Below are 12,624 nucleotides of genomic sequence, written 5' to 3' on the forward strand. Positions count from 1 at the left end.
CCTGCGCCCATGACCTGGGCGGGGGACACTGCCTGGTGGGCAGTTTGACTGGGGCGGTCGCCTCCTAAATCGTAACGGAGGCGTGCGAAGGTTCCCTCAGCCTGATTGGAAACCAGGCGTAGAGTGCAAACGCACAAGGGAGCTTAACTGCGAGACCGACAGGTCGAGCAGGTGCGAAAGCAGGCGTTAGTGATCCGGTGGTCCCGAATGGAAGGGCCATCGCTTATCGGATAAAAGGTACTCTGGGGATAACAGGCTGATCACTCCTGAGAGTTCACATCGGCGGAGTGGTTTGGCACCTCGATGTCGGCCCATCGCATCCTGGGGCTGGAGCAGGTCCCAAGGGTTCGGCTGTTCGCCGATTAAAGCGGTACGCGAGCTGGGTTTAAAACGTCGTGAGACAGTTTGGTCCCTATCTGCCGTGGGCGAAGGATACTTGAGAGGAGCTGACCATAGTACGAGAGGACCTGGTTGGACGCACCTCTAGTGAGCCAGTTGTCACGCCAGTGGCATAGCTGGGTAGCTATGTGCGGAACGGATAACCGCTGAAAGCATCTAAGCGGGAAGCCGGCCTCAAGACAAGGTATCCCAGGCCGCAAGGCCTCTAAAGACCCCTCGTAGACCACGAGGTCGATAGGCTGGGGATGGAAGTCCTGTAAAGGGCGGAGTTGACCAGTACTAATAGGTCGTGAGGCTTAACCATGTCTCTAAGGCAAACATCGTTTTGCACCGACCGCCGCGCGTGCGCGAGCCGGTCGCGTGTAGCTCGCACCCAGGATTGGGTTTGCGAAGCTCGCGCTTTAGCAACCGTTTCGAAAAGACGATCTTTTCACTGACCAACAAGACACGGTCGGAAACGTGGAAACCCACAGTTTCCGGTGGTGATCTCGAGGAGGCCACACCCGATCCCATCCCGAACTCGGAAGTTAAGCTCCTCGGAGCCGATGGTACTGCACGGGAAGCCGTGTGGGAGAGTAGGACGCCGCCGGGATTTCTTATGAGGGCTCGAATCTTTCAGATTCGAGCCTTTCCTTTTTTGTCGCTGCGCATCGCGTGTGCGGCTGGGCGCCCTGCGGCGTAGCGGTACATGCCGCGTCGAGGGAACGGGCGGCGTGGGTCGTCGCTGCGTAACCGTACGGCGAACGGCCTGAACGGGGTTCCGTTCGATCCGCGATGGTCTAAGCGTCGAAAAACGTCGAGGGTGATGCGATCGCGTGTGGTTTCCAGCGATCGGGCAGGAGGTTCGAGAGATTGTCGTCGGCGGTCTTGTCGATGCGTTCGAGAACGTCCGCGATGTACTCAACGGGATTGATGGCAACGCGTGTGCACGAGACGACCAGTGAGTAGAGCAGTGCGAGTTCCTTACCGGCGTCCTCGCTGTGGACAAATAGAAAATTTTTCCGGCCAAGAGCGACGAGCCTAAGGGCATTTTCTGCCAAGTTATTGTCCAGGCGGATGCGCGGATCGCGGAGAAAACGGCCGAGCGGGCGCAGGTTGCGCCATACATAGTGCGCGGCACGACCGAGCAACGTCTTCGGTCCGTGTGCACGACGAAGTTCGCGAGAAAGCAGAAGTAATCGCACAAATAGAGGCCGTGCATAGGTGCGCCGCAGCGCGAGATGCTCGGCCGTGCCAAGAAACGCGCGATGCTCTGCCTCGTGCTCGACACCGTACATTCCGGCGATGAGGTCGAGTGCTTCCTTCGCTTCGGGCACCTCCCCGGCCTCGAAAAATTTCCGACGAACGTGAGCGAGACAGCCACATCGCTGACGGAGTCCTCGCTTCTCGAGCGGGTCATATCCACGATAATCGTCGCACAGAAATGCGCCAGGCGAATCACCGAGGACCTCGAGTGGAGCATCGCCACCACGCGTGAGCTCAAAGCGATATCCCGTGAGGCGCTTGCCAACAAAGGCCCAGATAAACGCCTTCGAGGTTTGCTTCGTCAGCGTAAACGACGTCTCGTCGACATGGACGAGGAAGTCCTTCTTGATGACGTCGAAGAGCGGGGCTCGGAGGGGCTCGAGCTTTTGCGCCGCACGCCGGAACAAGTCATTCATCGTGCTTCGTGCGATGGGCATACCGAGCCGCGCGAACGACTGCTCGAGACGATAAAGCGGCGTGACGACAAGGCACTTCGAGACGACGAGGTGCGCAACGAAGCTCGAATCGTACCGCGTCTTGTCCGACCAACGCTCCGGCGGCGGCGCGGTAATGACGCATCCACCGCATCGACACGCGACGACCTCGCGCGTGTGCACAACACGTCGGAAGTAGCCCGGGACGTACGAGTAAACCTCGGATGGCTTGCCGGTGCCGACGCTGCGAAAATTCGTGCCGCCGCAAAGATGACACTTCTTCAGCGTCTCGGGCACGGGCTCCGTCTTCTCTTCTGTGACGATGTGTTCCGCGCGAAGCAAAGCCTGCTCCGTGCGGCGCTCGGCGATCTCCGCTGGCGTCCTCGGTGGCCGCGCGATCTTGGGCATCTTGCCCATCTTCTCGGTACGCCTGGCGAAGGCGCGTTTGAGCACCTCGAGCTCGGCCTGCATGATATCCATTCGAGCTTGCGCCCGCGCACCCTCCTGTTCGAGGTACTGCGCGTACTCGCGCCAAGCGCAGGAACCGTGTTCGTCGTTGTCGGGAGGAGGGACCAATAAACAGCTTTGATCATGCACTCCGCCGAATGTCGATCCCCTTTTTCGCTTCGGCGGTCGTCTTCGCGGGTTTCCACATCGGTGTGCGTCGAACGAGACGAAGATCGACACCATCGAGCAGCATGGTGAGCGACGTCGCGTCGAGGTCGATGCATGAGGCCCCTTCAGGGATCCGCGGCAGCGTGAAGCGCCCAGATTCGAGCCTTTTGTAATAGACAACGAAGCCGCCCGCGCTGAAGAAGAGGATCTTCACGCGATCCATGCGGCGACCAAGAAACACGAAGAGGGTGCCACTGTACGGGTCGGTCTTCCACAAAGACTGCACGAGCGTCACGAGGCCATCGTGTCCGCGCCGAAGGTCGACGGGCGCACTCGCGAGGACGATCTCGATGCCGGGCCCGAGACTCAACACGCGCGCGCCGCGGCGGCCACCAGCGCCGCAAGATGCTCGGCCGTAATCGCTCCACGCATCGTGATGCGTGCCGGTCCGGCTTCGACGACAAGCTCGATATCGCGCTCCACCGTCGCAGGTCGTGTCACGACGACGGGCAGCAGGCGCGTGGGGCCTGCTGTGCGCGCGCGCCGCTCAAGCTCGGATCGCCACCAGATCAACGTCCGCTCCCTGACGCTGTGTCGGCGGGCGATCCCCGCCGCGTCGCCGCTTTGCGCCAGCTCCTTGATCCGCTCAGCCCACCAGTTCGCATCATGTCTCGCCATGCGCGCAATGAACATCAAACGCGACCGCCCCGCACGGCGTCTTTGCCCGTACGGTTACGTCGCTGCGCATCGCGTGCGCGGCGCGGCGCGACGTTTTGCTCCAGGCCGTGACATTTCCTGTGGCGCGGGAGCGGTTTGGTGCGCCAGCGGCGTGGGCTGTGCATCGCGTGCGCGGCGCGGCGTTTTGCTCCAGGCCGTGACATTTCCTGTGGCGCGGGAGCGGTTTGGTGCGCCAGCGGCGTGGGCTGTGCATCGCGTGCGCGGCTCGTGGGCTCGGCGAATTGTCTGTGCGGCGTGGAGCGGTTTGGTGCGCCAGCGGCGTGGGCTGTGCATCGCGTGCGCGGCTCGTGGCTCCAGGCCGTGACATTTCTTTGCGGCGTGGGGGCGGCTTGGTGCGCCTGCGGCGTGGGGGGTGCTGCGCGTGCGCGGCTCGTGGTTCGACGAATTGTCTGTGCGGCGTGGGGCGGCTGGGTGCCTGCGGCGTAGCGGTACATGCCGCGTCGAGGGGACGTGCGGCGTGCGGCGTGGGGCGGCTTGGTGCGCCAGCGGCGTGGGGGGGGCTGCGCGTGCGCGGCTCGTGGTTCGACGGTTTGCTCCAGGCCGTGACATTTCCATGACCTGGACGTGCCATGTTGCGAGGGCATGCGCGCATCTCTGGCGTGGCTCTTTTTTGCCCTTGGCGCGGCGGTTCCGTCGGTGGCCGTTTTGGTGGTTGCCGTTCGCGCCGCCTCCACCGAGAGCGCCCGCGTGCGCGAGGAGCAGCTCGCCGAGCGCGTGGCCGTGGCCCAGGCCACCAAGCGCGACGTCGAGGCCGCCCTCGCCCGAGCCAAAGAGACCTTGCGCCGCTTGGAGCCGGCGGCCGTCTCCCGGCTCGAGTCGCGGTTGATGGCCGAAAAGCCGGCCTTTGCCGACGTCGTGGTGATGGGCGCCGAGGGGCAGATGCTGGTCCCGAAGCCGATGACCGACGAGCCCCCGTCGCCCCCCCAATGCCTCGCCGACCGCGCGGAGCTCTTGAAAGGGGACCGCACTGCGGCCCGCAATCGCATCGTCGGCGGCTGCCCGCACCTCAAGAGCGAACAAGGTCGCTACTTGTGGCCGCTCCTGGCGCTCGAGCGGGTGGCGGAGGGGACCACGCCGGCCGACGTCGTCGCGAGCTGGATCGGGGAGCACGCCGCGCGCCTCGGAGCGGCGGAGCGCGCGGTGCTGCGTGCGCGGGTGGCGCCGCTTCCCGAGGGAGTTCGCGGTGCGGCGCTGCGGGCGCTCGATGGGCCGCTCCCCCTTCATCGCACCTTGGCCGGGCTCCTCACCGAGCCACCCGGGAGCGACCCGCTCGAGGCAGGGCTGCGGGTTCATCGCGGGCGCTACCTCTCGCTCGTCCGGCCGATGCCCGAGGGCGGCGCCGCGGGCTTCGTCGTCCACGAGGCCTCGATGCTCGGCGCGCCCGGATTGCCCGCCCACCTGGTGCTCGCCGCCGGCGCGCGCGGCGATGCCACCGACGTGGCGTTGACCCCGGATCTCGTCGTCCATGTGGAGCCGAGGGACGGAGCGACGCTCGACGCGGAGGCCCGCCGCAGCGGCCATCGCATCCTTGCCGTCGGCGTCGCGGGGGTGCTCACCGCGGTGGTGCTGGCGACCGTCCTCTTTGCGCGGGCGCGAAAGGCGCAGCGCTTGGCCGAGCTGCGCACCGACTTCGTGGCCGCCGTCTCGCACGAGCTGCGTACGCCGCTGGCCTCGGTGCGGATGCTGTCCGAGCTCCTGGAAGCGGGCGAACTCCGGGACGACGAACGGCCCGAGGTGGACCGCATCCTGGCCGGCGAAGCGCGAAGGCTCTCGGCCACCGTCGAACGCATGCTCCGCTTCGGCGCGCTTGCGCGGGGGCGCCTGTCGGTCCAGAAGTCGCGGGTGCCCGCGTCGTGTATCCTCGAGGACGCACGGGACCGCTTCCGCAAGGCGCACCCGGACAAAGAGCTCGTCGTGGACGCACCAGAGGCCTTGGAGATGCACGTGGACCCCGGCCTGGTGGCCCTGGTGTTGGACAACCTGCTCTCCAACGCTGCCAAGTACGCGGCGGAGGGGCACCCGTACCGGATCGAGGCCCGGTGTGACGGACACCATGCGCTCCTCTCCGTGAGCGACTCCGGCCCGGGGATCGCCGCGCGCGCGCGGCGCCGGATCTTCTCCCCCTTCGAGCGCGCCGATGATCGCCTGTCGCGCGCCACCGAAGGCACCGGCGTGGGGCTGTCGCTCGTCCGCGGCATCGCCCGGGCCCACGGAGGCGACGCGTTCGTGAAGAGCACGGTCGGCGTTGGCTCGACATTCGTGGTTCGCTTTCCGATGGAGGGAGCGTGATGGCGGTGACGGAGAGGGTGCTCATCGTCGAAGACGACGCGGCGCTGCGCTTGGCCATGACCAAGGTGCTGCGCGCCGCGGGCTATCGCGTCGACGTGGCCAGCACCGGGGACGAGGGGCTCGAGATGGCGCTGGCCGATCCGCCCGACGTGGTGCTCTTGGACGTCATGCTCCCCGGGAAAAACGGCTTCGAGATCCTGTCCGCCCTCCGGCAGCGCGACACCGATCTGCCCATCGTCATGATCACCGCCAAAGGTGAAGAGGCGGACAAAGTGCGCGGACTCGAGCTGGGGGCCGACGAGTACGTGGTGAAGCCGGTGGGGGTGGCCGAGCTCCGAGCGCGCGTCGGCGCGGCGCTCCGTCGCAGGCGCCTGGTGGCCAAGAGCGGCCCGGTCGCCATCGGGGCGCTCACGGTGGACTTCGCCCAGCACGCGGCGACCCGGGAGGGGGCACCGGTGGAGCTGACGGCCCACGAGATGAAGCTCCTCGTCTTCTTTCTCCGCAACGAAGGGGCGCTCTTGCCGCGGGAGCGCATCTTGGCCGCCGTGTGGGGGGCCGACTACTTCGGGACGGATCGCACGGTGGACAACTTCGTCAACCGCCTCCGGGCCAAGGTGGAGAAGGATCCCAAGAACCCCCTGCACTTGGTCACCATCCGCGGCGCGGGCTACCGCTTCTCGCGCACCCCTCAGCGGCCCGAAGGCCGGTGATGAAACGGTGACATGGTGAGGAAACTTCCGAGACCGAGGCGGCGCAGAGTGGAGCGCATGGAGGTCACACGATGAATCCGATACGAACGCGAACGCGAACGCGAATGACATGGGCGCTCTTGCTGCTCGCCGGCTGCGGCGAGACGTCCAGCGCTCCGGGGGCGGCGCCGGCCCCAGCCCCAGCCGCAGCCGCAGTTCAGGGCACGCCCGAAGCTGCGCTGGAGCAGGCGCTGGTCGACGCCGACATCGGCCAAAACCTGGCGGCCGCCCGCGAGACGCTGACGGCGACCTTGGCCTCCGGCGCCGTCTCCAAAGGCGACCGCGTGCGGGCCGATCTCGCGCTGGCCAAGCTCGTGGAGTCCACGGACAAGGAGCGCGCCATTGCCCTCTTGGAGGACGCGGCATCGCTGGACGACGGGGCGGCGCAAAAGCGCCTCTTCCGCCTGCTCGCCGGACGCGACGCGCCCTCCTCCTGGTCGCGCAATACGTGGGATGCGCCGCCGCCGCCCAGCGCGTTCGCCTTCGCCCGCTACTTCCCGGCCCCCACGGCCGACAGCGAGGTCGACGCTCAGGTCTTCGTCTTCGGCGGAGACTCGCGGACCACCGATACGCTCGGCACCTTCCACGTGGCCGACGCACTGCGCTCCAGCGCGGTCGACGTTTGCGGCGCGTGCGACGGGGTGAAGAGCAGCATCCACGCCGGCAGCACGCACAGGGAGTTCTGGAGTGCCATCCCCGCTTATGCGGCGCAGATGGAGAAAGCGTTGGTGGTCCTCTATGTCGACGAAGAGACGATGGTGCCCGAGCGCTACGCCAAATGGCTGGCGGCCCCCGCGGCCGACCTTCGCGCGGCGTTCGCGCGCGGTGAGGGCCTGGTGGCGGTCAAGCAGCGGCCCGGCGCGCCGCCGCTGGTTACGGTAGCCGCTCCGCGCGTGGCGCAGCTCCTCACCGTCGAGGCCACCTTGACGGCCATGGACGAGCTCCCGAAGCAGCCGGTCACGGTGAAGCTCCGCGACGTCCTCACCAAGAACGAGATCCAGCGAGGGATACGCGCCCACTTCGGCGGGTTCTGGTCGTGCTACGAGTCGCTCGTGACCCGGCGCCCCGACGCGCGCGGGAGGGCGAACCTCTCCTTCACCGTCGAGGGATCGGGCAAGGTCGAAGACGCGCGCGTGGCGCTGGACGGCACCTTGGAAGACCCCGAGCTTCGCGCTTGCTTCGAGAAGGCCAGCCGCGCCATCCAGTACCCGGCGTGGTCCAAGACGCCCTCGGCCAAGACCACCGTCCGTTACCCCCTCCAGTTCGCGAACGGCGGCACGGGTGGAGAGCCCGGCGGCGGCGGTTAGCGTCGCGACGTAGGTCTCGTCGCGGCGTAGGTCGTCAGCGCGCCGTCATCCCGCCGTCGACGCGGTAGTTCACACCGGTCAGCCACTTCCCGCGATCCGACGCGAGGAGCGCGACGACCTCCGCGATATCGTCGGTGGCGCCGAAGCGACCGAGCGGCACCCACTGGAGCCACGCATCGCCCGGGATCCCGGGGTACGTCCTCCGCAGCTCGTCGGCGCTCGGCGTGGCGACGGGACCGGGCGACACGACATTCACGCGGACGCCGCTCGGTGCGAGCTCCACGGCGAGCGTGCGCGAGTAGGCATCGAGCGCCGCCTTCGCCGCGCAGTAGTGCGCGGCGGGCCCGAACGGCATCGTCGCGGCCGTCGACGAGATGTTCACCACGGAGGCGGCCTTCGACGCGCGGAGCGCGGGGAGGACCGCGTTCGTGAGGCGGATCGCGGACAAGAGGTTGAGCGCGAGGGCGTCTTGCCACTCCTCCTCGGGGATCGTCGCCGAGCCCCCCGGAAACACGCGCGAACCGCCCGCGTTGTTCACGAGGATGTCGAGGCCGCCCAGCGCTTCGAGCGTCTCGGCGGCGATCGCCTTCACCCCCTCGCTCGTGCGGACGTCGCCGGAGACGAACGTCGCCGCCGTGGGGGTGACGTCGCTGCGCGAGCGAGCGGCGACCACGACCTTGGCGCCGGCATCGAGGAGGCGCTGCGCGATCGCCGCGCCGATGCCGCGCGAGCCTCCGGTGACGAGGGCACGGCGACCGACGAACTCCTTGGAAAGATCGAGCTTGCTGGACATGTTGGACATGAGTCTCCCTTCGTCGCGAACGACGCACGGTCGTGCGGCTCGCGAGCGCGGACGTGTTAGTATTACCGGAGCGGTGCTCCAGATATGTGGAGCACTGCTCCGATTGTCAAGAACACCCATGCGAGCCGATGCTAGGCAGAACTACGACCACCTCCTCGCCGTCGCGCGCGACGTGGTAACCGAGCAAGGCGCCGACGCATCGCTGCGCGACATCGCGCGCCGAGCCGGCGTCGGGCTCGGCACGCTGTACCGTCACTTCCCGACGCGCGAGGCGTTGCTGGAGGTCTTGCTCCGCGCGAGCCTCGACGAGCTGACGCAAAAGGCGGGCGAGCTCCAAACATCCAGCTCACCGGATGAAGCTCTCGCGTCCTGGTTTCGCGAGGCGGTGGCGTTCGCGCATCGCTATCGCGGCGTCGTAGCTTTGATGGCGGCCGCCATCGCAGATCCGGGCTCCGCGCTTCATGCTTCATGCGTCACGGTGCGATCGGCCGGCACGCGGCTCCTTCTTCGAGCTCAGGCCGAGGGCATGGCGCGCGCCGATCTCGATGGGGCCGACCTGTTCGCCCTGATCGGCGCGCTCGGGTGGCTCGGCGACCAACCTTCGTTTGCGCCGCGCATCGATCACCTGCTCGGGATCATCGCGAGCGCCGTCCTGACGAAACCCGCGAGCAGCGACGTCAAAGGGGAGCGCCGGCGCCGGATCCCACCTTGAAGGCCCGTTGCGCTCCGCCATAACGTTCACCCCACTTCACCTCGCGACGAAATGGCGACCTCGCCCCTGTCGCGCGCTGCCGCACATCGGACGAGGGATAGACGTGCTCATGCTCACACCACGGCTCTCGCCTCGCCGGTTGCCGCGCGGCTCGACCCGGCGCGTGCAGTCGCGATCGCAGGGGAGAAAGAGCGCGCAGAGATTCGGCGGTGGCACCGCGCGCGACGGCACCCGCGCGACCGTCAGCGGCCCACGGACTTCATGTGCGCCACGAGTTGCTCGAGCACGGTTCCCCATCCGTCGTGGAACCCCATGGCCTCGTGCTTGTTGCGGAGCCACGGAGATTCGGCGGTGGCACCCCGCGTGACGGCACCCGCGCGACCGTCAGCGGCCCACGGACTTCATGTGCGCCACGAGTTGCTCGAGCACGGTTCCCCATCCGTCGTGGAACCCCATGGCCTCGTGCTTGTTGCGGCACTCTTCGTTGCTGTGCATGGCGATGGCGGTGTACTTCGTGCCGCTGCCATGGGGCTCGAGCAGAATGGCAGCCGTAAATCGGAACCCCAGATGCGCCGGTTGCCGCGATGGCCGAAAGCCTGCTTCGAGCGCGTCGGTCCAAACGAGTTTTCGCTTTGGGACGAGCTCGAGGTAGCAGCCCACGTTCGGGTGCTCTTCGCCCTCCGGCGAGCGCATCACGGTGCGGAACGTGCCGCCGGGGCGAAGATCGATTTCGCAGTCCACGGTGGTCCACGGCGCGGGCGTGAACCATTTCTTGATGTGCTCCGGTTGGGTCCACGCCGTCCAGACCAATTCCGGCGATACATCGACGACGCGTTCCAGTACGAGGTCCAGCTTGGAGTCGGTGGTCATTTCTTTGCCTTCTTTTTCTTGGATTGCACCCCGGCCCCGGACCGCTCTGTGCCCTTCGCCGGGTTCATGCTGGCCGCGAGATCCTCGAGATACCGGTCGAGTTGGTTGAACCGGCGCTCCCAGAGGGTGCGCTGCTCGGACATCCAGCCCTCCGCCGCCATCAGCGGGGTCGGTGAGATCTGGTACGTGCGGATTCGCCCCGCCTTCTCCGATCGAACCAACCCCGACCCCTCGAGCACCTTGAGGTGCTGGAGGAAGGACGGCAGCGCCATGTCGAACGGTTGGGCAAGCTCGCTCACGGCGGCGGCACCGCCGCTCAGCCGCTGCAGGACGGCCCGCCGCGTCGGATCCGCCAGGGCGTGGAATACGCGGTCGAGATCGATGGATTGTGTAGGCACAATTCTAACTATGCAGCTGCATGATACATAGGTCAATATCTAAGCATTGCGTTATCGCGTTTGCAATGTCATCGCATCAGGCATGGACGTGGCGCCAGAACTCCCGAAACATCCGCGGCGGTGACGGATCCGTCCACGAGCGCGACGAGAGGAGAATGCCCGTGGTGTTGGTGCGAGGATCGGCGTACCACGAGCTACCGAGCCCGCCGTCCCAACCGTAGCTCCCGGCAGGCATGTGATCATCGTCGCGCGCGGTGACGACCGCCATGCCGAACCCCCACCCGTGTCGATCGAAGTACCCCGGCACCATGGCGCCGAACGTCTTGTTCTTCGGGGTCAATGTGTCGTGCGTCATTTGCTCGACCGCCGCTTCGGAGAGCAGGCGTTTGCCGCCGAACGTACCCCGGCCCAACAAGAATCGGGAGAAGCGCAGGAAGTCGGGCGCCGTGGACACCAGGCCTTCGGCGCCGCTCGCGTGGAGCGGCGGCTGGGCCCACTGCCCGTTGGGCGAATCGTAGAGCGACAGCGCACCGGTCCCGGGGTCGGCCAAGTAGCTCGCCGTGAACCGATGGAGCTTCGACGCGGGGACGCTGAAATCGGTGTCGTGCATTCCGAGCGGCCCGAACAGACGCTCGCGCAAAAACGCGTCGAGCGGCATTCGCGCCGCCCGCCCCACGAGGATGCCGAGGACGATGCCGCTGGTGTTGTACATCCAGCGCTCACCGGGTTGATGCATCAGCGGCAACGTCGCAAATCGGCGCATCCACTCGTCGGGCGCGACGAGCTTGGCCGGCGCGGGCATTCCATCGCCCAAGAGCTCCTGGGTAACCTTCTCGATCGGGTACCGGTCGGGGTCGAACAGGAGGCCGGCGCCCATGCGGAAGGTGAGCAGATCGCGCACGGTGATCGCGCGCGCCGCGGGCACGACCCGGTCGAGCGGGCCATCGAGTCGTTCGAGCACCCTGGGATGCGCGAGCTCCGGGAGCAGGCGCGCAACGGGCTCGTCGAGCCCGAGCTTGCCGTCTTCGATGAGCATCATGGCCGCCGTGGCGGTGACGGGCTTGGTGATGGACGCGATGCGGAAGATGGTGTCCGGCTCCACCGCGACGCGCGAGCCCTGCGCCGTCGTCCCCATGGCGTGCAGCTCCTCGCGATCGCCCCGCGCGACCAGCGCGACCATCCCGGGGACCTCGCCGCGCTCCACGTACGGGGCGAGCACCCCGCGGGCCCCGCCGCGTTCGAGCCGCGAGGCGGTCTTCGCCGGCGTGTTGCTGCATGCGGCCAGAATTCCTGCGCTGGCCGCCGTGAGGAGATCGCGCCGCGTAAGGCGCGCGGTTGCATGATGGTTAGTCATGTGTCTAACTATCACGCGCGCTAACACTTAGGTCAACGCCTAAATTTTACATGCTCGGTAGGATGGCGGTTCGGGGGAGTCTCGCGGCGCAGGCCCGATCCGATGCTCGCACATCGCGTCACGGGCATCGCATCGCGGAGCGATCGTTTTTTGCTCTCTAGATATCTCCTTGCTCGGCGGCACCCGCGACCGCCAGGGCAACGGGGAGGACACCCCGGTATACTTCCACATGGTCGATCTTTTGCACCCAGAGCACCTGCCCCGTCTCGAGCGCGAACGCGGTGAGGACCGCGGCGTGCGCGAGGAAGACCTGGTCGCCGTCGATGAGCAAGGTCGCCGTGAAGCGATTGATGTTCTGCCCACCTTTGACCGGCTGATGCCAGAGGGGTCGGCCTGTCTCATAATCGAGGCAGCAGACGTGCGCCGTGCCATCGGCGTTCGCGAACATGCCCTCCTCGTTCATCCTGGCCGCCACGATGACGACGCGGTGCCCATCGGCGATGAGGCGGGTCACATGGCGATACTCCATCGCGCCATCGGGAACGCGGAACGTCCACGCGATCGCGCCCGAGGCGCGGGCGTAGGCCGTCACGGTGCCGTCGACGGCAGAGAGAACGAATGGGCTCGGGGCATGGTTGGTGCGGTACATGGCGTCAGTATAGTCAACGGAGGTCGCACCCCGAGCTCTCTGCAGGCCGAAAAGGCCCGTATG

General features: G+C 66.9%; 12 protein-coding genes and 2 rRNA genes (1 of these 14 cut by a window edge). 6 read left to right on the forward strand and 8 right to left on the reverse strand.

What is annotated here, in order from left to right:
• Both LZC94_14245 and rrf read left to right on the forward strand, forming a co-directional pair.
• A 23S ribosomal RNA gene (locus LZC94_14245) occupies positions 1-703 on the forward strand; it begins 2,268 nt to the left of the window's first position.
• 171 nt (positions 704-874) lie between these two features.
• Positions 875-991 (forward strand): 5S ribosomal RNA (gene rrf / locus LZC94_14250).
• Positions 992-1,178: 187 nt separating this feature from the next.
• Here the strand turns inward: rrf and LZC94_14255 are convergent.
• The 3 genes from LZC94_14255 to LZC94_14265 form a co-directional block, all read right to left on the reverse strand.
• Complete coding sequence (locus LZC94_14255) at positions 1,179-2,549, reverse strand: IS66 family transposase (GenBank protein WXB18393.1); 1,371 nt, start codon at positions 2,547-2,549, stop codon at positions 1,179-1,181.
• A gap of 118 nt (positions 2,550-2,667) precedes the next feature.
• A complete protein-coding gene (tnpB, locus tag LZC94_14260) occupies positions 2,668-3,066 on the reverse strand; it encodes an IS66 family insertion sequence element accessory protein TnpB (GenBank protein ID WXB18394.1) in 399 nt (132 codons plus the stop codon).
• On the reverse strand, positions 3,060-3,389 hold the full coding sequence (locus LZC94_14265) for a hypothetical protein (GenBank protein WXB18395.1): 330 nt from the start codon (positions 3,387-3,389) through the stop codon (positions 3,060-3,062). Before LZC94_14265 ends, tnpB begins: the two co-directional genes overlap by 7 nt.
• Before the next feature lie 624 nt (positions 3,390-4,013).
• Between LZC94_14265 and LZC94_14270 the strand changes: the two genes are divergently transcribed.
• The 3 genes from LZC94_14270 to LZC94_14280 all read left to right on the forward strand — a co-directional run bounded on the left by LZC94_14270 (position 4,014) and on the right by LZC94_14280 (position 7,776).
• Entirely contained in the window at positions 4,014-5,720 is a 1,707-nt protein-coding gene (locus LZC94_14270) for a HAMP domain-containing histidine kinase (GenBank protein WXB18396.1), read from the forward strand.
• Positions 5,720-6,430: a response regulator transcription factor gene (locus LZC94_14275; protein ID WXB20189.1), complete on the forward strand. Its 711-nt coding sequence runs from the start codon at positions 5,720-5,722 to the stop codon at positions 6,428-6,430. The genes LZC94_14270 and LZC94_14275 overlap by 1 nt, the downstream gene beginning before the upstream one ends.
• A gap of 71 nt (positions 6,431-6,501) precedes the next feature.
• Positions 6,502-7,776, forward strand: coding sequence for an AgmX/PglI C-terminal domain-containing protein (locus LZC94_14280; GenBank protein ID WXB18397.1), 1,275 nt, complete (start codon positions 6,502-6,504; stop codon positions 7,774-7,776).
• 34 nt (positions 7,777-7,810) lie between these two features.
• On the opposite strand, the gene LZC94_14285 is transcribed toward LZC94_14280, so the two are convergent.
• Entirely contained in the window at positions 7,811-8,578 is a 768-nt protein-coding gene (locus tag LZC94_14285; GenBank protein WXB18398.1) for an oxidoreductase, read from the reverse strand.
• Between the two features lie 118 nt (positions 8,579-8,696).
• Between LZC94_14285 and LZC94_14290 the strand changes: the two genes are divergently transcribed.
• Complete coding sequence (locus LZC94_14290; protein WXB18399.1) at positions 8,697-9,290, forward strand: TetR/AcrR family transcriptional regulator; 594 nt, start codon at positions 8,697-8,699, stop codon at positions 9,288-9,290.
• Positions 9,291-9,674: 384 nt separating this feature from the next.
• Here the strand turns inward: LZC94_14290 and LZC94_14295 are convergent, their stop codons facing one another.
• The 4 genes from LZC94_14295 to LZC94_14310 form a co-directional block, all read right to left on the reverse strand.
• Positions 9,675-10,160, reverse strand: coding sequence for an SRPBCC family protein (locus LZC94_14295; GenBank protein WXB18400.1), 486 nt, complete (start codon positions 10,158-10,160; stop codon positions 9,675-9,677).
• Positions 10,157-10,558, reverse strand: coding sequence for a metalloregulator ArsR/SmtB family transcription factor (locus LZC94_14300; GenBank protein ID WXB18401.1), 402 nt, complete (start codon positions 10,556-10,558; stop codon positions 10,157-10,159). Before LZC94_14300 ends, LZC94_14295 begins: the two co-directional genes overlap by 4 nt.
• 76 nt (positions 10,559-10,634) lie before the next feature.
• Entirely contained in the window at positions 10,635-11,912 is a 1,278-nt protein-coding gene (locus LZC94_14305; GenBank protein WXB18402.1) for a beta-lactamase family protein, read from the reverse strand.
• A gap of 157 nt (positions 11,913-12,069) precedes the next feature.
• Positions 12,070-12,561: a PQQ-like beta-propeller repeat protein gene (locus LZC94_14310; protein WXB18403.1), complete on the reverse strand. Its 492-nt coding sequence runs from the start codon at positions 12,559-12,561 to the stop codon at positions 12,070-12,072.
• Positions 12,562-12,624 lie beyond the last annotated feature (63 nt).

Source organism: Sorangiineae bacterium MSr11954, assembly GCA_037157815.1.
GTDB classification, from domain to species: Bacteria; Myxococcota_A; Polyangia; order Polyangiales; family Polyangiaceae; genus Pendulispora; species Pendulispora albinea.

Excerpts from the sequence above, each read along its gene's own strand:
- LZC94_14255 (WXB18393.1), bottom strand. The coding sequence starts at position 2,549 with ATGCAGGCCGAGCTCGAGGTGCTCAAACGCGCCTTCGCCAGGCGTACC.
- LZC94_14270 (WXB18396.1), top strand. The coding sequence starts at position 4,014 with ATGCGCGCATCTCTGGCGTGGCTCTTTTTTGCCCTTGGCGCGGCGGTT.
- LZC94_14275 (WXB20189.1), top strand. The coding sequence starts at position 5,720 with ATGGCGGTGACGGAGAGGGTGCTCATCGTCGAAGACGACGCGGCGCTG.
- LZC94_14280 (WXB18397.1), top strand. The coding sequence starts at position 6,502 with ATGAATCCGATACGAACGCGAACGCGAACGCGAATGACATGGGCGCTC.
- LZC94_14285 (WXB18398.1), bottom strand. The coding sequence starts at position 8,578 with ATGTCCAACATGTCCAGCAAGCTCGATCTTTCCAAGGAGTTCGTCGGT.
- LZC94_14290 (WXB18399.1), top strand. The coding sequence starts at position 8,697 with ATGCGAGCCGATGCTAGGCAGAACTACGACCACCTCCTCGCCGTCGCG.
- LZC94_14295 (WXB18400.1), bottom strand. The coding sequence starts at position 10,160 with ATGACCACCGACTCCAAGCTGGACCTCGTACTGGAACGCGTCGTCGAT.
- LZC94_14305 (WXB18402.1), bottom strand. The coding sequence starts at position 11,912 with ATGACTAACCATCATGCAACCGCGCGCCTTACGCGGCGCGATCTCCTC.
- LZC94_14310 (WXB18403.1), bottom strand. The coding sequence starts at position 12,561 with ATGTACCGCACCAACCATGCCCCGAGCCCATTCGTTCTCTCTGCCGTC.